Genomic DNA, 17910 nt, shown 5'->3' on the forward strand with positions numbered 1-17910 from the left:
GCCGTCTGGTTCGCTTGTGACATGGCGATTCTCTGGACCCTGATGGCGTTGCTCCTGCTGAGCTTCGCGCTGCTCCCCGTCCTGCGGCGGCGGCGCGGCATGATCGAGCGGGTCCACCCGAGCCACCCGGACGCCGCCGACCCGGCGGACTACGGTTTCGTGCGCGAGGAGGACCTGGACATCCGCATGCCCGGCCCCGACCAGGACCTGCTCGACGTCCTCGACGTCGTACAGCGCGGTCAGGACTACCACGCGGCCTCGCAGCTGCTCGCGGGCACCGAGATCTCGGGCGAGGTGCGCTGGCAGCGGGTGCAGGCCTTCGCCGGCGCGGCGGCGCTGGAGCTCCAGCAGCGGCCGGGCGGGGTCAGCGAGACGCCGGGCGGCCAGTGGCTGCGGGTGTGGCGCGCCGAGCAGCCCAAGGACGCGGGCGGCGCCGCCGTGCACGCCGAGTTCCTGGTCCAGCAGGCGTGGCGGACGTCGACGCCGGGCACCGACGACTTCCGGATCATCATGGAGGAGGCCAGGGACGCCTGCGGGCAGGCCGCGCTGCTCTCCCCGGGCGACCCGGTGCCGTACATCATCGAGCTGTCGGTGGCGCGCGGGCTGAACTACCCGCAGCCGGAGTTCGAGCAGCTGTGGCTGAAGATCCTGGACCGCGCGCCCACGCACATGGGGGCGCATCTGGCGGCGCTGCACTACTGGTGCGAGAAGTGGCACGGCTCGCGCGAGCTGGCGTACTCCTTCGCCGAGGCCGCCGCCGCGCGCGCCCCGCAGGGCTCGCTGCTGGCCGCGATGCCGCTGTTCGCGGTCTTCGAGCACCTCCCCGAGGTGAACCTGGTGGTGAGCTTCTACCAGAGCGAGGTCGTCACCAAGGCGGTCCACGGCGCCCTGCACGCGGTGCACGCGGCCCGCCAGGACGACCCGATGCTCGCCCACGTCCGTCATCTGCTGGTGTTCTTCCTGGTGCGCTCCGAGCGCTGGGCGGAGGCCATGGGCGAGCTGATACGCGTGGACGGGCATGTGGGGGCCCTGCCGTGGACGCTGTCCGCCGACCCGGCCGCCGAGTTCGCCCTCTACCGCGCGCTGGCGGTGGCGGGATACGAGGCGAACGGCGGCACCCCGGCGTCCCTGCACAGCTGAGTCCGTTCTCCTCTCTCCCTAGAATCCGTTTCTCCCTTGAATCCGTTTCTCCTTTGAGTCCGTTCTCCGTGTCGTTCGTTGTCGTTTCCCGTTTCCGGGATCCTGTGGGGGGATCTGCCCGATGGGCGCAACTCTGCGGGCGCTGCGCGCCCTCGTTCTGCTCTGCGGTTTCTATCTGCTGAGTCTCGTCCTGCTGGCGGCGCTGGCCGCGCTCGACGCGGCGGCGTTCGGCTGGGCGCCCGCCGCCGTCGCCGGGAAGATCGCGATCGTCTCGCTGCTGCTGGCGGTCCCGATCGTGCGGGGCATGGTCATGCTGCGCACGCCCAGGGGCGAGGGCCCGGCCGGCATCGTGGTCACGGAGGCCGACGAGCCCCGGCTGTGGGCCCTGGTGCGGGAGCTGGCTTCGGCGACGGGCACGCCCGCCCCGGACACCATCGTGCTCACCGGTGACGTCAACGCGGCGGTCAGCGAGGAGCCCCGGCTGCTCGGCCTGCGCCCCGGACCGCGCCGCCTCTACCTCGGCGTACCGCTGCTGACCGGGCTGACCGAGGCCCGGCTGAGGGCCGTACTCGCCCATGAGTACGGCCACTTCACCGGCGGTGACACCCGGCTGTCGGCCCTCGTCGTGCGCGGCCGGGCGCAGATCGGGCGGACCGTCGGCCACTTCCACGCGAGGGCCGACTCCAGGGAGGCGGCCGAGCGCGCCCGGCAGGAGCAGGCCGCCGCCAAGCGGACCGCGAAGGGCAGGAAGGCCAAGGAGATCGACACCGCCGGCGCCGGGTTCACGTACCGGATGATGGCGGCGGTCTACACGGCGTACGCGAAGCTCTACATGCGGGCCACGCTGTCGACGGCCCGCGCGCAGGAGTACGCCGCCGACCTGGCCGCCGCGCGGATCGCCGGCCGGGACGCGACCGCCTCCGCGCTGCGCGAGATCCCGGTGCTGGCCGCGGCGCACGGCTTCTACCTGGAGTCGTACGCGACACTCGGCCTCCCGGCCCGCCGGCTCCCGCCGCGCGGACAGTTCTTCGGCGGCTTCGGCCGCATGCTGACGGCACGCGCGGCGGAGCTGGCAAGGCTCCGGGAGAAACTGCCGACAGAGCCCGCCTCCCCGTACGACTCCCACCCGCCGATCGCCGACCGGGTGGCCCGCGTCGAGGAGCTGCCCGCCGACGGGCGCGGCGCCGAGGACGGCGACCCGGCGCTCGCGCTGCTCGCCGACCCGGCCCGGACGCTGGCCGCGCTGGAGGACGCGGTACTGACCGACGAGGTACGGCAGTTCGAGCGCGCGCCGGGGTGGGAGCCGCTGCTGGACTCGTCGATGGCGGTGGGGCTGGCCACGCTCGACACCCCGCTGCACCGGGCGCTGGCCTTCCACACCCAGGACCTGCCGACCCTGCCCGCGCTGCTCACGGTGATCGACGAGGGTCAGCTGTGGCAGCTGGCCCAGCGTCTGCCGCTGTCGGAGGAGGCGGCGGCCACGCAGGCCGAGGAGTTCCGGGAGCGCGTACGGCCGGTGCTGCGCGACTCCCTGCAGAGCATGGTGCTGGCGGAGTTCAGCGCGCGGTCGCTGCTGCACTGGGAGTTCTCCTGGTCGCGGCCGGCGGCGGTGCGCCTGCCCGGATCGGCGTCGGACCTCGACGGCGAGGCAGGCACGGAGGCCGCGCTGGGCGCCGCCGTGGACGCGGCTCTCGCCGACCACCCCGACACGGCCCCGCTGCGCGCCCTGCTGCCACCGGCTCCCCAGCCCGCCTGAACGAAATACGGACGGCACCCGCCACGTTGACGCCAGTGCCGCGGGTGTCGCAGCGGGGCAGGCAGGTGCTCCGCCCCACCCGCCCCGTCCCCAGCCCGACAGGGAGACCCCATGTTCTTCGGCCGCACGCCCCAGCTCCCCACCCCGGAACAGGCGCTCAAGGGCCGCCCCGGGCCCGCGTTCGAGGTCCCCGACCGCCACACCGTCCTGGGCACCCCGCTCCAGGGCCCCTACCCGGAGGGCCTGGAGATCGCCGACTTCGGCCTCGGCTGCTTCTGGGGCGCCGAACGCAAGTTCTGGCAGCTCCCGGCGGGCATCTGGACGACGCTCGTCGGCTACCAGGGCGGCTACACCGAGCACCCCGTCTACGAGGAGGTCTGCTCGGGCCTCACCGGCCACACGGAGGCGGTCCGCGTGGTCTACGACCCGAAGCTCATCTCCTACGACCGCCTCCTCAAGACCTTCTGGGAGTCCCACGACCCCACCCAGGGCTTCCGCCAGGGCAACGACGTCGGCACCCAGTACCGCTCCGCCGTCTACACCCACTCCCCCGAACAGGCAGCCACAGCCGAGGCCGCCCGCGCCACCTACCAGAACTCCCTCACCGCCGCCGGCCACCACCGCCCCATCACCACAGAGATCCTCCCCGCCGAAAACCGCCCCTTCTACCCCGCCGAGGCCCACCACCAGCAGTACCTCGACAAGAACCCCGCCGGTTACTGCGGGTTGGGCGGGACGGGCGTGTCCTGCCCGATCGGCGTTGCTTCCGCGGGGGGTTGATCGAACAGCGGCTCGGTGTCGGCGTCGAGTGCGTCGAGTACCGCGTCGCCGTGCTCTCTCGCCCACTCGGTCAGCATGTGGATCGGATCGATCAGTGTCGCCCCGAGCGGGGTGAGTTCGTACTCGACGCGGGGCGGCGCCTCGGCGTGGGCGTGGCGGCGGATGAGTCCGTGCGCCTGGAGCCGTCGGAGCGTCTGGGTGAGCATCTTGCGGGAGATGCCGCCGATCAGCTCGATCAACTGGCCATGGCGCACCGGGCCCTTGCTGAGGCCGTAGAGCACGACCACCGACCACTTGTCGGCGATCAGCTCGACCGCCAGCCGCGCCGGACAGTCGGCGAGAAAGGGATCGCCGGGACCGCAACCGCTCATGGCGCCCAAGATACCGGCGCCGAAGGTACTTGCCGGTTCCTGTCGGAAACCTAGCCTGGGTTCTCTCCCCCTCCCTTCCAGAGCCAGGAGAGTCATGCGCGTCATCACCCAGCAGTCGCTCGGCGGTCCCGAGGTGCTCACCATCGCGGACGCGCCCGAGCCCCGGCCGCTTCCGACCGAGGTTCTCGTCCGCGTCAGGGCGATCGGGCTGAACCCGCTGGAGGCGCGGCTGCGCGCCGGCGAGTTCCCGTTGCTCGGCCGGCCGCCGTTCGTCCTCGGCTGGGACATCAGCGGAGTGGTCGAGGACGCGTCGCAGTCGTGGCGGTTCAGGCCCGGCGACGAGGTGTTCGGGATGCCGCTGTTCCCGCAGGCGGCGAACGCGTACGCCGAGTTCGTGTCGGCGCCGGCGCTGCATCTGGTGCGGAAGCCGGCGTCGCTCTCGCACGTCGAGGCGGCGGCGCTGCCGATCGTCGGGCTGACGGCGTGGCAGGGCCTCGTCGACCTCGGCGGCGTGCGGGAGGGCGACCGCGTCCTGGTCCACGGCGGTGGTGGCGGGGTCGGCCACGTCGCGATCCAGATCGCGAAAGCACACGGCGCGCACGTGATCGCGACCGCCAGTGCGAGCAAGCGGAAGTTCGTCGAGGGGCTCGGCGCCGACGAGGTGATCGACTACACGGCGGTCGAGTTCACCGAGGCGGTCCGCGACGTCGACGTCGTGCTCGACACGATCGGCGGCGACACCGTCGAGCGGTCGCTCGAAGTGCTCCGCCCGGGCGGTCACCTGGTGACGGCGGTCGCCGAGGAGGATACGGCGCTCATCGCCAGGTACGAGGCGGCCGGCATGCGCTTCAGCGGCATCGGGGTCGACCCCGATCCGGTCGCCCTGCGCGGTCTCGTCGAACTCGTCGAACAGGGCAGGCTCCGGGTCCACGTGCAGGAGACATTCCCGTTCGAGCGCGTCACCGACGCGCACCGGCTGCTCGACGCCGGTCACCTCCAGGGCAAGCTCGTCCTCACCGTCTGATCCCGTCGCGGGGCCTCGCCGTCCCGATTGGGCACAGGAGGTGTTCGCCTCCACGACGTGCGCTCAGATCGCCCTCCCCCCGGCTCCGCGGGCGCTCGGGCTCAAGGCCTCGGGGCAGCCGGTCGTACGTCGTGCCGTACGACCGGCGACCGGCGCCCGGCGCCTCGCCGATGAGCGGGCGGAGGCATTCGCCCCCGCCCGCCGGGTGGTCAGGGAGCGTCGATGAGGCCGTACTTGGGCACGGTCACCGTGCGGGCGCCCGGCGTGCCGCCGAGGACGACCTTGCGGTAGGTGACGTTGTTGGCGGTGCTCCGCTCCTTGAGCCGGTTGTCGGGGTTGGCGATGACCTGGATGTAGTAGGTGCCGTTCGGCAGGCTCGTGACGTCGAAGGACTGACCGGGCCGGTACTGGCTGTAGGTGTCGCCGTTGCCGACGTCGAGCACCTCGCGCACCGAGATGGCGGTCTCCTCACCGCAGGCGGTGGCGAGGTCGGTGTTGTACGGGTGCCAGTTGGCGTTCTTCACCGTGTAGTCGATGGCGTCGGTGTTGGCCAGGCAGAACGCCTCCTTGCCGCTGCGGACGATCTCCTTCTTGTCCGCGCCGAGCAGCCGGTAGCTGGCGAAGTCGCTGAAGTGCCAGTGCTGGTGGCCCTCCCGCGGGTCCCACTCCATGGTGCCGGTGGGCGTGTACCCGACCTGCTTGCCCTTGGCGTCGTAGAAGTACTGGTAGGCGTCCATCTTCTCCGCGCCGGGCTTGCGGAACCCGTCGACGACCAGCGGCGAGGGGCCGCCGTTCCAGACGGTGGCGCTGAAGGCGAGGTAGTCCTTGCCGGCGACGGCACCCACTCCGCCCTCGCCCCCGTCGGTGATCGCGATGCCGTACGCGGGGAGGGCACGCAGGTCGGGCTTGGGCATGTCGGCGGCGACGGCCGCCTTGCCGACCGGACGGCCGGCGGCCGGCTTCAGGCTCTTCGACGCGCTCTTCCGCCAGCGCTCGGCGCCGGCCAGACCCTGGCCCCCGCCGGAGTCCTGTTGGCGGACCGTCACCTTGATGGTCTGTGTCTTGTCCGGTATTCCGAACAGGGTGCGGTACTTCTTCGCCACGGACACCTTCGCGGTGTAGACGCCGGCCGGCAGGTCGATCGCGTCGTCCCCGCGGAAGCCCTGGGACGTGGCGGCCGCCCAGCCCTTCTCGACACCCCACACCCCGCCGAGCGCGAACGGGTTGTCGGCGCAGCCGTCCGGGTACTTCGAGGTGGCCGGGGCGTCCGGCCGGATCCGGCCCGCCCGGTTGTTCGGGCAGAACGACTGCGTGGTGTCGACCTTCTTCACGCCCGACGCGTCGCTGATGCTGACCTTGAGGAAGCCCGGCAGGCCCGAGAAGTCCTTCACCAGGCCCTTCGGCAGGGTCTTGGTCACCGTCCGGCCGCCGGAGCGGATCACCTGCGACGCGACGACGGGGTCGTTGTAGGACTTGCGCGTCACGCGCATCTCGAACGGTCCCCCGTCGACCGTGATGTACGTACCGAGGTCCAGGTAGACCCCCGGCTCCCCTTCCCATCGGTCGACGGTCACCGCGGGGGCGGCGGCGATCAGCGCGAGCTTCGGCGTGCCCGCCGGTGTCGCCGCCCCCGCGCCGGGCGCGGCGAGGGTTCCGGCGGCGCCGACGGTGAGGGCGGCAGCGGCGATGAACGCCGAACGCCGTAAGGCATTGGGGTGGTGTCTGGTCATGGGTGCTCTCTCTGCGTCTGGTCGGGACGAGTCGTGCACGTTTCACAGGCACAGCAGGAGTTTCTTGTGTGCCATCTGTGAAAAGGGGGAGAAGCCGGCTCCGGTTGCCTGCCGACCGAAAGTCGCGGACCGGTAAGCGGCTTTGTTACGGCTCGACTCCCCCGCGCAGTCCCCACTCGTCGAGGCCCGAGTAGACGAGCGCGCTCCGGCCCCGGGGGAAGGACAGGCATTCGGCCTCCCCGGAGTAGATCGCCACCAGTGAGTCCCGTCCCCGCCACCAGGTGTCCGCGAGCCCCCGCACCTCGTGCACGGGCTCGTAGCCGTCCAGGGCGATGCCGTCGACGTCGTCGCCGGTGACCCTGGTGATCCGCCTGGCCCACATGGACGCGTGGTGCGCCAGTGCGAGCGACTCGATCCATCCCTCCACGGTCGCGTGCAGGGGTGTCCACCGCTCGGCCTGGATGCCGAACTCATCGCCCGGCCCGATCATGAACGAGTAGGGCACGGAGGTCCGTTGGTCACCTGCCTCGAAGCACCATCCTTCGGCCGACGACCCTTCGGGCACGTCGGGAAAGGCCGCCATCCGGTCGATCACCGCCGCAGGAACCTCCCGGTCGAGCCACCACTGCCTGTGGCTCCGCCACCGCCCGGACACCCACCTTGACGCCGTGCACCCCGACGAAATACCGAGCCCTTCGACTCAGCCCGTCCGGCACGTCGTTGACCAAGTGACGCCTCCCTCATGGAAGGACCACACCATCAGATCCGCGCGACCTACGCGGCCCGGGAGGACAGGCCCCTCGTGGAGGCGGGACAGGATGACGTGAGTCATCGAGCCGCGTTCACACAACTCCGTCCGCAACCAAGGTGCATCGTGCCGTCCCGGTGACGTGGATGAACCTTCACAGTTCTCCCGAAGGTCCGGCCCATCGGGCTTGCCAGAGGGATCGCAGCGTAGCGACCGCTCGTTGCGCCGCCTCGCCGCGCTCGGGACGCGGTGAGAGGGTCCTCGGGCCGGCCAGGTCCCGACCGCTGAGTGACCGGGCGGGGACGGCGGTCCAGTCAGCTCGGTCCACCACGGCGACGTGTCCGTTCTCGTGCGCCGCCTCGTCCTGCCAGTCGTCGGGCGGTGCCATGAGGAGACGCAGCGACTGTGCGTCGAGCCACTCCAGTCCCAGAACCTGACGACCGAACTCGTTTTCGATGAGAGAAGTCACCGCGCCCGATTTCAGGTGCAGAAGTAGTAGCTCCCCCTCGAAGAAGTAGCCACCGTCGTACCTACCGGTACCTATCGCGAGCAGCGGGTGCCGGGGATGGAAGGCCAGTGCGTGGACGGGGAAGCGTGAGTGGATGAACGCGCGGCGGACGAAGGAACGACTGTCGTAGACCGCGACCGGCGTAGCTTTGCCGTGTGCATGTGTGCCTGCCACGGCCACAAGGCCGCGCTGCTCGTAGTGGGCAACCAAGAACGGGTCACCGACCCCCAGGAAGGACCAGCCATCGGGGGGATGTTCGTTGCAGGCTGCCATGCCGTGATCCTCTCAACTGCCCGGCTTCGTACGGTAGCCAGCCAAAACGAGATCATGAAGAGATGACGAGACAGATCAAGAGGGCAGCGGAGCGACCGGTCCACTCCCGTCGAGAAGGCATGGTGATGGACGAAGACGAGAGCCTGCACCGCTATGGCCTACCCCCCCCAAAGGCGCGGACCTCGACGAAGTGCGAGACCTGTTCACCGCACAGACGCGGCTGGAGAAGCGTGCGCAGGGGGACGGCGACAACCGCCAGCATGGACGCGGACGGCTCGATCGGCATCCAGCTGTTGTGCGGAAGCGGATTGGTCAGGACCAAGACGTTCCTGTCGGGCCAGCGGCTGCCCGAAGCCGAGGCGGCGCTGCAACGGCTGATCCGCTGCGAAGCGGCCGGCGACTTCGATGGCTTCTCCGCCAAGGAACACTCCGCCCGGTACGCCGACTACTACGCACCGTGACGCACGAGGCCGACCCTTCACTTGAGCGGCCGCTTCCGCGGCAGTGGTGGTGGCACGCGCGGGACTCAAGGGGACTGACGGCGCGCGAAGAGGACTGCGCCTGGAACGTTCTCGTCAGGGTCGATCAGCATGTGGGCCTCGACGGCAAACCCGGCATTGCGTAGCCAGGCCGCTACTTGGTCAGGCCGGCGGCGGTGGATGTGGACGTTCATCGGGTGGCCGCCGTAGCCCTGCGTCTTCAGCCTCGACCCGTCGCCGACGTGAAAGCCGAGCAGCAGTGGTCCACCGGGACGCAACACGCGCCGGAAGTGGCCGAAGACCGTGGGCACTGCTTCGTCGGGGACGTGAATCAACGACCAGAATGCGAGTAGGCCGACGACTGAAGCATCGGCGAGGTCGAGGTCGGTCATCGAGCCCACGTCGAACCGCAGGCTGGGGTGGTCACGTCGAGCCACGTCGATCATTCCGGATGACAGGTCGATGCCAAAAGCGTCCAAACCCAGCTTGTGCAGGTGAGCGGTGACGTGCCCCGGTCCGCAGCCCACGTCCGCCACCGGCCCGCCGCCAGCGGTGTGCACCAAGTCGGCGAACAGCGCCAGAGCCGCCCGAAGATACGGCGCTCCAGCCAGAGCCTCGCGCAGCTGGTCAGCATAGTTGTCCGCGACCGTGTCGTAGGAGGTCCGGGTGTCTGCCAACCAACGGTCCGCGTTCATGGCTCGACAGAGTAGTGCAGTGATCAGGATCGCGAATCAGGCCAGGTGAGATCAACTACGGTTCAAACCGGGCCACTTGAGAGGGGACGGAAGTCAGTCGAACGCCACGACCAGGCGGACTCCGTCGTCACCGAATCGGCCGGCCAGAGCCTTCATCACAGCGAAGACGTGCGGCCACTGAGTCCCCGCCCCCAGGACAGCGCCCGCGGTCAGTGGTTCGTAGACACAGACCAGATCGCGGGTGGACCACTCAACAGGTTCTGAAGGGTTGCGACGGTCGAGCGGCGGCACGCCCACCAGGGACACGAACTCCGATGACCACTGATGGGATACCGGCCGGCGGTGCCGTATCGACGGCAGCGACTTCTCGTACCAGGTCACGCGGCCGACGAATTGCTCGGGCCCGGTCGTGGGATCGAGAGAGGCGAGCTCGCCCCAGCTGACCCAACTCGCGGCGTCCATCTCACCCCGCTCGATCCAGGAGCCCAACTGCAAACGCATACCGCTCGACAGATCGGCGGGAAGACCACGACCGGGTGCGAGCGGCGGGAAGCCCGCGTAGTTGCGTACTCCGAAGAGAAGACCGAAGGCCGTGTAGTCGGTCTCGTCATACAGCGGCCACAGATCCATGGCAGCCACCCATGGCTCGCCGTCGTAGTCGTCGGTGCCGGCATAGGTATGACGAAACTCGATCCCGCCGTATATGTCCGTGCCCATGACGGCGCACCCTAACGGCCTTGGCCTGCACGACGCACACCACTATTGAAGGTCGGCGACAGAGCGGGTCCACGTCCCGCTTGATGCGCAGTCTGCCGCAGCTCCGGCCCTCGCATCAGTGGCGGCCGGGCGAGGGGTCCTGTCGTGGACGCGGTCGCCGGGTTCCCCTTTCAGAGGCCGGCCGGGTGGCCGGAGAGCCAGTCTGCGTGCCGGTCACGGACACGGTCGCGCTCGCCGGGCGAGGCGAGGATGATGTCTGCGCCGCCGTCGTACGGGTGGTGGATGCGCCGAAGTTCCGTGTCGGTGAAGAAGACTTCGGCGAGTGCATCGTCCGCGACGGCTCGCAGCAACTCGTCGGCGCAGCCGCGTTCCCACGGGCGTCGGTCGACGTACAGACGCGTGTGAATGCGGGACTCGGGGTCGGGATCGTCGTGATCCGGCTCGATCCACCAGCGGATGCCGTCAGGATGCAACGCCTGCCGTAGATTCGAGTGTCCGGCGGGACCGGTCGGTGTGCTCGACCAGTCCATGGTCACCACGAACACATCCGTACCCGCGAACAACTCGTCGAGGATGGTGTTGTACCGGTTCAGCACGATCGCGTACTCGTCCTCGGACTCCGGGTAGCGCTTCGAGCCGGGGAGGCTGTGAAAGCGCACCCAGCGATCCGCGTACCTGGTGCGGAACGTGTGAGCGACGGGAGGGCCCGACGGGTGCCGTTCTCTCCACAAAGCCGCCAGGAGAGCAGGGTCCATGGCGAGACTCACCCCTTGGCTGGAGCCACACCGATCGGACGGGAAACGCCGGTTCGCCGTGGCCGTTGACGTTGACGTTGACATTGCGGTCAAGATACTGCTGGTGGTGGCCGTCTGCCGGGCGGAACGTATCGCCCGCCAAGCAAGGCGAAGTGGAAGAAGGAGACGCCCCGGTCGGGCAGTCCGGTCAAGAGCCCGAACTCTCGGCCTGTCAGCGTGCGATGCGGAACCGGCTTCGCGACGGCCCCCGACACCGGCCACGATGTGGTGATGGTGGTCTCCCACGACGGACACGGTCTCTCCGACGCCGTCGCCGACCTGTCCTGTCGTCGGAGTCCGGAAGTCGTCGCTCCGGCCTGGCCGAACGATCGGATCCTGCTGTCCCGTACGGACGATCGTCATACCGACGGCTGAGACTTGCCCGGGTTCCGGTGGAGGAGCAGAAGGGGTCGGAGATGAGCGTCACAGGTGTGTGGATCGTCGGCGCGGTGTCTGAACAGGAGGTACGGAGTCTGCTGAGCGCTTCGGGCCGGAACTCGGCGTCGGCAACGGGGCACTGTGACGTGGCTGGGGAGCTGGCTTGGTGGCGAAGCACGGCGCAGTCGTCCATGTTCACTCCGCCGACGAGCTCTCCCGGCGACTGGAGCGCCGCCGAGGACGCCTTCCGGCTGAGCGCGTTCTTCGACGCCTGCTACGACGACTCCGAACACGCGGAGAGGCTGCGTGACATGGTCATGGATCAGTTTCCATGCGACGTCGAGGAAGGTCTGTTCGCGGCCACGGCACGCAAGGCCGGCCCGTTCTCCGCCTTGGCCTACGCGCTGGGTCCCGACGCGACGCTGCGGCTACCAGGCTGGTTCGGGGAGTTTCTGCTCAACGCCGAGCAGGTCCGCGCTCATCTGCCTACCGTTGAGAAGAGCCTTGTCCTCACGGGAACCGCACGCCGTGACGCAATCGAGCGGATCAACGCGTGGATGACCGGCCTGGGTGACGATCCCGCCCACGACGCGGACGAGCTTCTTGACGGCCCGCTGCGGGTTCTCCGTCACGCCGCGCTCACAGGGCAGGGAGCAGCCGGCCAAGTCCGCTGGTACTGAAGCCGCCGAACACTCGCTCGTGCGTCCCGACCCCGTGGTCCCACGCGGCTAGGTTCAAGGTGGGGGCGGAGGCCCCGGCTCGGTGTCGGGATCTCCGCGGGGCGGTGGTTCAGTCGGTGTGGTTGGTGCATTTCGGCTCGGTGAGGGTGTGGGGGTGGGTTGTTCGTTTCGGCGGGGTGGGGTGGAAGTAGTGGTCCAGAGCCCAGGCGGCCAGGTGGGTGCCGGCTCGGCAGCCGGCGAGGTCCGCGGTGCGGGAGTGGACGCCGCCCCAGACGCGGGCGTCGATGACGTCGCGGTTGAAGTCGTCGGCGGATCCGTAGAACCGCGTGGTGCCGGTGGCGTCGGAGGGGACGTGGAGGTCGATGTGCGAGGTGCCGAGGACGCCGGTCAGGACGCGGGCCACGGCGGCGGCGACGGTCGTGTGACCGGCGACGTAGTCCGGGTGCGGCGGGGTGACGAGCAGCGGCTCCCAGGCAGGGTCCGCCGTCGTCGCGGGGTTGCCGTCGGTGTCGGCGAGGCGGATGGCGGTGATCGGCCGCCAGGTGCCGTAGTGGAGCTTGGCGTCCCAGGCCGTGACGGCGGCGTCGGTCGCCGCCGCGTTCACCGCGGCGAACAGCCGGGCCGTCTCGGTGACGCCGAGCCGGTGCCGGGCGGCGTGGTCCCGTACCGCCGCCTGGACCTGTTCGACCAGGTTGCCGCTGAAGAAGAGGGCGGTCTCGGTCTGCTGCGCGCTCCGGCCCGAGCCGGTCTTCGCGCCCATGGTCTTCAGCTCCTGGATGTCCTCGGCGTAGGCGGCCGAGGAGAGGGCGGGGGGCGCGCCGGGGCGGAACTGTTGCGGGGAGGTGAGCAGGAGGGGGCGGAGCCTGGCGAGCCAGGTGTCGATGAAGGGCTGGAACGCGGGTGGGGTGGGCCGCCAGACCCCCGGTGCCGGGGAAGCGGTGAAGGGAACGTCCGCGAACCGTCCGTCCCCTTCCCGGAGTTCGACGACGCGGGCGGCGGCGCGCTTTCCGTAGGTCACGCCCTGGTCCCTGGCGTGACCGGCCGGGAGAGCGGCGAGCGAGTCGGCGTAGGCGGTGTCGAGTCGCGTCTTGGCGGCGGGGAAGCAGGTGAGCAGCACGTCGTGGGCCGCGGTGGCGGCGGCCGCGGCGGAGGACGCCTTGGCCGGACCGCGCTCGTGCCACTTGTACAGGGCGTAGCCGCCCTCGATCCCCACCACGGCGTTGTACACGGCGACGGAGACGAACCCCTCCCAGATCGCCGCCTGCCCGGAGGGGCGTGGGCCGAGGCCGGCCTTGATCGTGTCGGTGGCGGTGGCGTTCCACTCACGGACCACGGCTGCGGGGTCCGCCGCGGTCCGGGGGTGCGCGTCGGAGAGAGTTTCGGGGGCTTCAGGGGGAGTTGTCGCGGCGGTGAGCGTCACGAGGGCGATGGCCGCGACGGCGCTGATGAATCCCCGGACACGTGAACGCGGCGGAGCGGGAGGAACGGGAGGAGGGGGCTTTTGATGCATAACTTGCTCCCTTGAGTCGAATGCACAAAATGCCCAAAAGGCTTAGCAATGGCTCACCGAGGGAGCAAGACAACTCGCCGCGAGGCGGGAAGGTCGAAAAGGCGCCGTCGAAGGCGGAAGGCGGTGCTCCGCCTTCCCCGTGATTGCGGATCGCGCGAGACTGCACCATGGCACTCGTGGGACAGCCGTCGCCGCCTCCGACGTGGGGACCGGTCGCCACCCTCAGCGCGCACGGCAGAGCGGTGAACGGGGTGGCGTTCAGCCCTGACGGACGCCTGCTGGCCTCCGGGAGCAGCGACAGGACCGTGGTTCTCTGGGATGTCACGGACGCATCCCACCCGGCCCGGGCAGCCGGCCTCACCAGCCATCGCGGGGCGGTGAACGGGGTGGCGTTCAGCCCGGACGGACGGCTGCTGGCCTCCGGAAGCGCCGACTGGAGCGTGATCCTGTGGGACGTCACGGACCGGGCGCACCCGACCCGGTCGGCGACCCTTGTCCATGAACGCCCCGGCTGGTTGTTCCGCGACGGCTGGCGGCAAGGCGGTGTCCACGCGGCGGGTTTCAGCCCGGACGGACGGTTCATCGCCTGCGCCAGCGACCGTGCCGTGATCGTCTGGGACATCTCCGACCCGGCACGGCCGAGCCGGGGCGCCCCTGTCACCCACCAGCGGCATGTCTGGCGGTCGGGTCCCGTCAGGGCGGTGACGTTCAGTCCGGACGGACGGCTGCTGGCCACGGGTTCCGACGGCGACAAGAACACCGGAGTGCTGTGGGATGCCGGCGAGCCGATGCGTCCGGTCCGAACCGCCGTCGTCCGGCCGCAGGCCCGTGAATGGCCCAAGGCGTTCCTGTCGGGCGGGGCACCTGCCGTCCATGCGGTGGGATTCAGCCAGGACGGGCTGTTACTGGCCACCGCCAGCGGGGATGTGGGCGTTGTCTCCGGCACCAACGGGTCGTGGCGGGACGGAGCCGTCATGGTCTGGGACGTCAGTGACCCGGCGTATCCGGTGCGAACGGGCACCGGCAGCCTCCCCCTGGCCGGTGGTGGGGACACGGGACAGATGTACGCGGTCGCGTTCAGCCCGGACGGACGGCTGCTGGCCTCCGGATGCGAGAACGCGGCCGTCACCCTGTGGGACGTCACCGACCCCACGCACCTCACAGCGACCGCCCACCTCACCGGCCACCGCAAGGCCGTACGAGGTCTGGCGTTCAGCCCGGACGGACGGCTGCTCGCCGGCTGCGGCGTCGACACCACGGTGAGGCTCTGGGAAACGGGCTGACGGTACGGCATTTCCCGATGCGCGCGGTGAAGGTGCGTCCCGCACCCGCCCACGGGATCCGCGTCCTCCCGCCCGAGGAAGCCGTGTCGGCGGCGCTACGCTGCTCCGTCATGCAGAAGACGCGCCTCGACACCGCCCGGATCCGGGCGGCCCGGCAGGTGATCGACCCGGTTTTTCTCGATACCCCGCTGTACCGCTGCGAGGCGCTGGAAGCGGTCCTCGGGTGCGCGGTGAGTATCAAGCTGGAGACGGCGAACCCGGTCCGCAGTTTCAAGGGCCGCGGCACCGAGGTGGTCGTGAGCATGCCGGCCGGGCAGGGTGGGGCGGCCGTGGTGTGTGCGAGCGCGGGCAACCTCGGTCAGGCGCTCGCCTGGTCCGGCCGCGGCCGGGGACTGGACGTGACCGTGGTGGCCTCGCGGTTCGCGACCGCGGCCAAGCTGGAGCGCATCCGCGCGCTGGGTGCGCGGCTCGAGCTGGTGGACGGCGATCACGAGGCGGCTCGGGAGCGGGCGGCGGCGATCGCGCGGTGCGACGGCATCCGGCTGGTCGAGGACAGCCTGGACATCGAGACCTGCGAGGGCGCGGCGACCATCGGCCTGGAGCTGGTGGACGCCGCGCCGTCCTTCGACGCCGTGCTGATCGCCCTGGGCGGCGGGGCGCTGGCCACCGGGGTGGGGCATGTGGTGAAGGCTTACGCGCCGCACGCCGAGGTGATCTGCGTCCAGCCGCTGGGCGCACCGGCGATGACGCACTCGTGGCGCCGGCGGCGCGTCGTCACCACCGACTCGGCCGACACCATCGCCGACGGCGTCGCCAGCCGGTACCCCATCCCGGCCGTCCTGGACGACCTTCTCCTGGTCGCCGACGACGCCGTCCTGGTCCGGGAGTCATCGATCGTCGCCGGGATGCGGATCCTCCTCGACCACGCCGGCCTGGTCGTCGAACCGTCGGCCGCGCTCGGCGTCGCGGCGGTCCTGGAGGACCGTGACCGCTTCGCCGGCCGGCACGTGGTCACCATCGTGTGCGGCGGCAACGTCGACCCGGACGCCTATCGGCGCTGGGTCACCGCGCCCCTCGTCCACCCATCAGGCGAGGCCCACGAATCAGGCGAGTCCCGCGAGTCCGAGTCCCGCGAGTCCTGACACCTGCTCCCGGGACGACGCTCGCGGTGTCAGCCCTCCGCGCGGGCGGGCAGGCGCCAGCCCGGGCGCGGGAAGTGGCAGGTGTAGCCCTCCGGGTAGCGCTCCAGGTAGTCCTGGTGCTCCGGCTCGGCCTCCCAGAAGGGGCCGACCGGCTCCACCTCGGTGACGACCTTGCCCGGCCACAGCCCGGAGGCGTCCACGTCCGCGATCGTGTCCTCGGCGATCCGCTTCTGCTCGTCGTCCACGTAGTAGATCGCCGAGCGGTAGCTGAGGCCGATGTCGTTGCCCTGGCGGTTCTTCGTACTCGGGTCGTGGATCTGGAAGAAGAACTCGAGGATCGCGCGGTAGTCCGTCTTCTCGGGGTCGAAGAGGATCTCGATGGCCTCCGCGTGCGTGCCGTGGTTACGGTACGTGGCGTTCGGCACGTCACCCCCGGTGTAGCCGACCCTGGTCGCCGTCACCCCCGGAAGCCGGCGGATCAGATCCTGCATCCCCCAGAAGCATCCGCCCGCCAGCACGGCCCGCTGCGTCTGCGCAGTCATTCCGGCTCCTCCCACATCTGTCAGCTCGGTCAGTTCGGTCAGTCACCTGCCCAGCTCAACGCGCGAGAGGCCCCCGCAATTCCGCACCCGAGGGCGCTCGGCACACGAGGGTACCGACGGTCCGCGTGACGGCGCCGACGTTCCGCGTGACGGGAATTCGGTTGCGTCAGCGGGTGGCGACGGGCTCAATGGCGCCCATGGCCGACATTCACGGGTCCTACGACGAACTCTTCACCGCCGTGCCCGCCCTGCTCTCCACGCTGCTCGACGAGGGGGACGCGGGCGGTGCCGTCGCCGTCTTCGTGGACGGGAAGCCGGTGGTCGACGTGTGGGGCGGGTTCGTCGACGCCGGACGGAGTGTGCCGTGGGAGCGGGACACGCTCGTCGGCGTGTACAGCGTGACCAAGACGATGACCGCGCTGTGCGCGCTGGTGCTCGTCGACCGGGGTGAGCTGGATCCGGAGGCTCCCGTCTCGCGGTACTGGCCGGAGTTCGCCGAAGCCGGGAAGGAGCGGGTGCTCGTACGGCATCTGCTCGCGCACACCGCGGGGCTGCCCGACTGGGAGGGCCCCGTGGCGGAGCTGTACGACTGGGCCGCCGCCACGGCGCGGCTCGCCGGTCAGGCGCCGCGCTGGGAGCCGGGGACCGCCGCCGGGTACCACTCGCTCACCCAGGGGTTCCTCGTGGGCGAGGTGGTGCGGCGGATCACCGGCCGCGGCCTGGGCGAGTTCTTCGCCGCCGAGGTGGCCGGGCCGCTGGGCGCGGACTTCCACATCGGGCTGGGTGCCGAGCACGACGGACGGGTGGCGCTCACCGTGCCACCACCCGGCAAGGACGAGAACTACGCGGCCGGCGCGGCGAGCAGCGAAGCCGCCGACGCGGCGAACGGAGAAGCCGACGGCGAGAAAGACCCCGGCGCCCCCGCCCGCACCGCCACCACCCTCCGCCTCCGGGACGGCAACAGCCTCGCCTGGCGGCGCGCGCAGATCCCCGCGGCGAGCGGCTACGGCAACGCCCGCTCGGTCGCCCTCGTCCAGTCGCTGCTCGCCTGCGGCGGAACCGTCGGCGGGGTGCGCGTGCTGTCGCCGGAGGGGTGTGCGCGGGCGCGGGAGGTGCAGTTCGAGGGCGAGGACCGCGTGCTGGGCATGCCGGCCCGGTACGGCCTGGGCTACGGCCTGTTCGGCAACGCCCTCGGCTGGGGCGGCTGGGGCGGCGCCCTCGTCTGGGTGGACCCGGAGGAGCGGATGACGCTCGCGTACGTCACGAACCAGATGCGCGAACCCGCCGCCGACAACCGGGGTGTCGAGCTGGTCATGGCCGCACAGGACGGCCTCAAGGGCCTGCACGCCTGACCGGGCGG

19 protein-coding genes are annotated in these 17910 nt (G+C 70.6%); 10 read left to right on the top strand and 9 right to left on the bottom strand.

Annotated elements, in window-relative coordinates:
• The first annotated feature begins 21 nt into the window (after nt 1-21).
• The 3 genes from ACGFZS_RS12295 (at nt 22) to msrA (ACGFZS_RS12305) (ending at nt 3676) form a co-directional block, all read left to right on the top strand.
• Nucleotides 22-1140, top strand: a complete 1119-nt coding sequence (locus tag ACGFZS_RS12295; RefSeq protein ID WP_393795022.1) for a hypothetical protein — start codon at nt 22-24, stop codon at nt 1138-1140.
• Between the two features lie 121 nt (nt 1141-1261).
• The gene (locus ACGFZS_RS12300; protein ID WP_393795023.1) at nt 1262-2896 is read left to right on the top strand and encodes a M48 family metalloprotease; all 1635 of its coding nucleotides are present in this window, start codon (nt 1262-1264) and stop codon (nt 2894-2896) included.
• A gap of 111 nt (nt 2897-3007) precedes the next feature.
• Complete coding sequence (gene msrA / locus ACGFZS_RS12305; protein WP_393795024.1) at nt 3008-3676, top strand: peptide-methionine (S)-S-oxide reductase MsrA; 669 nt, start codon at nt 3008-3010, stop codon at nt 3674-3676.
• Here msrA (ACGFZS_RS12305) and ACGFZS_RS12310 read toward each other — a convergent pair.
• Nucleotides 3613-4047 (bottom strand): winged helix-turn-helix transcriptional regulator, encoded by a 435-nt coding sequence (locus ACGFZS_RS12310; RefSeq protein ID WP_393795025.1) that lies wholly within the window; start codon nt 4045-4047, stop codon nt 3613-3615. The two genes, msrA (ACGFZS_RS12305) and ACGFZS_RS12310, sit on opposite strands and share 64 nt — an antisense overlap.
• 94 nt (nt 4048-4141) lie before the next feature.
• Between ACGFZS_RS12310 and ACGFZS_RS12315 the strand changes: the two genes are divergently transcribed.
• Nucleotides 4142-5071: an NADP-dependent oxidoreductase gene (locus ACGFZS_RS12315; RefSeq protein ID WP_393795026.1), complete on the top strand. Its 930-nt coding sequence runs from the start codon at nt 4142-4144 to the stop codon at nt 5069-5071.
• Between the two features lie 209 nt (nt 5072-5280).
• Here the strand turns inward: ACGFZS_RS12315 and ACGFZS_RS12320 are convergent, their stop codons facing one another.
• The 3 genes from ACGFZS_RS12320 to ACGFZS_RS12330 form a co-directional block, all read right to left on the bottom strand.
• The gene (locus tag ACGFZS_RS12320; RefSeq protein ID WP_393795027.1) at nt 5281-6801 is read right to left on the bottom strand and encodes a lysyl oxidase family protein; all 1521 of its coding nucleotides are present in this window, start codon (nt 6799-6801) and stop codon (nt 5281-5283) included.
• Between the two features lie 145 nt (nt 6802-6946).
• Nucleotides 6947-7306: a hypothetical protein gene (locus ACGFZS_RS12325; protein ID WP_393795028.1), complete on the bottom strand. Its 360-nt coding sequence runs from the start codon at nt 7304-7306 to the stop codon at nt 6947-6949.
• 397 nt (nt 7307-7703) lie between these two features.
• Entirely contained in the window at nt 7704-8330 is a 627-nt protein-coding gene (locus tag ACGFZS_RS12330) for a hypothetical protein (protein ID WP_393795029.1), read from the bottom strand.
• A 260-nt stretch (nt 8331-8590) separates the two neighbouring features.
• Here ACGFZS_RS12330 and ACGFZS_RS12335 point away from each other — a divergent pair, with 260 nt between their 5' ends.
• Nucleotides 8591-8791 carry a hypothetical protein gene (locus ACGFZS_RS12335; RefSeq protein WP_393795030.1) on the top strand — a complete coding sequence of 67 codons (201 nt, stop codon included), beginning with the start codon at nt 8591-8593 and terminating at the stop codon, nt 8789-8791.
• Between the two features lie 65 nt (nt 8792-8856).
• On the opposite strand, the gene ACGFZS_RS12340 is transcribed toward ACGFZS_RS12335, so the two are convergent.
• The 3 genes from ACGFZS_RS12340 to ACGFZS_RS12350 all read right to left on the bottom strand — a co-directional run bounded on the left by ACGFZS_RS12340 (nt 8857) and on the right by ACGFZS_RS12350 (nt 10880).
• Nucleotides 8857-9504, bottom strand: a complete 648-nt coding sequence (locus tag ACGFZS_RS12340) for a class I SAM-dependent DNA methyltransferase (protein WP_393795031.1) — start codon at nt 9502-9504, stop codon at nt 8857-8859.
• Nucleotides 9505-9597: 93 nt separating this feature from the next.
• Nucleotides 9598-10221 (bottom strand): hypothetical protein, encoded by a 624-nt coding sequence (locus ACGFZS_RS12345; RefSeq protein WP_393795032.1) that lies wholly within the window; start codon nt 10219-10221, stop codon nt 9598-9600.
• A 170-nt stretch (nt 10222-10391) separates the two neighbouring features.
• The gene (locus tag ACGFZS_RS12350) at nt 10392-10880 is read right to left on the bottom strand and encodes a hypothetical protein (protein ID WP_393795033.1); all 489 of its coding nucleotides are present in this window, start codon (nt 10878-10880) and stop codon (nt 10392-10394) included.
• A 312-nt stretch (nt 10881-11192) separates the two neighbouring features.
• Between ACGFZS_RS12350 and ACGFZS_RS12355 the strand changes: the two genes are divergently transcribed.
• Both ACGFZS_RS12355 and ACGFZS_RS12360 read left to right on the top strand, forming a co-directional pair.
• Nucleotides 11193-11390, top strand: coding sequence for a hypothetical protein (locus tag ACGFZS_RS12355; protein ID WP_393795034.1), 198 nt, complete (start codon nt 11193-11195; stop codon nt 11388-11390).
• Nucleotides 11391-11407: 17 nt separating this feature from the next.
• A complete protein-coding gene (locus ACGFZS_RS12360) occupies nt 11408-12073 on the top strand; it encodes a hypothetical protein (RefSeq protein WP_393795035.1) in 666 nt (221 codons plus the stop codon).
• Between the two features lie 109 nt (nt 12074-12182).
• Here ACGFZS_RS12360 and ACGFZS_RS12365 read toward each other — a convergent pair whose 3' ends face one another.
• A complete protein-coding gene (locus ACGFZS_RS12365; protein ID WP_393795036.1) occupies nt 12183-13406 on the bottom strand; it encodes a vanadium-dependent haloperoxidase in 1224 nt (407 codons plus the stop codon).
• Between the two features lie 353 nt (nt 13407-13759).
• Here ACGFZS_RS12365 and ACGFZS_RS12370 point away from each other — a divergent pair, with 353 nt between their 5' ends.
• Both ACGFZS_RS12370 and ACGFZS_RS12375 read left to right on the top strand, forming a co-directional pair.
• Nucleotides 13760-14866: a WD40 repeat domain-containing protein gene (locus tag ACGFZS_RS12370; RefSeq protein WP_393795037.1), complete on the top strand. Its 1107-nt coding sequence runs from the start codon at nt 13760-13762 to the stop codon at nt 14864-14866.
• Nucleotides 14867-14976: 110 nt separating this feature from the next.
• Complete coding sequence (locus ACGFZS_RS12375; RefSeq protein WP_393795038.1) at nt 14977-16008, top strand: threonine/serine dehydratase; 1032 nt, start codon at nt 14977-14979, stop codon at nt 16006-16008.
• A gap of 29 nt (nt 16009-16037) precedes the next feature.
• Here the strand turns inward: ACGFZS_RS12375 and msrA (ACGFZS_RS12380) are convergent, their stop codons facing one another.
• Nucleotides 16038-16550: a peptide-methionine (S)-S-oxide reductase MsrA gene (gene msrA / locus ACGFZS_RS12380; RefSeq protein ID WP_393795039.1), complete on the bottom strand. Its 513-nt coding sequence runs from the start codon at nt 16548-16550 to the stop codon at nt 16038-16040.
• Nucleotides 16551-16747: 197 nt separating this feature from the next.
• On the opposite strand from msrA (ACGFZS_RS12380), the gene ACGFZS_RS12385 reads away from it, so the two are divergent.
• Nucleotides 16748-17902, top strand: coding sequence for a serine hydrolase domain-containing protein (locus tag ACGFZS_RS12385; RefSeq protein ID WP_393795040.1), 1155 nt, complete (start codon nt 16748-16750; stop codon nt 17900-17902).
• Nucleotides 17903-17910: the final 8 nt, after the last annotated feature.

Source organism: Streptomyces sp. NPDC048288 (genome assembly GCF_043201555.1).
Classification (GTDB): Bacteria; Actinomycetota; Actinomycetes; order Streptomycetales; family Streptomycetaceae; genus Streptomyces.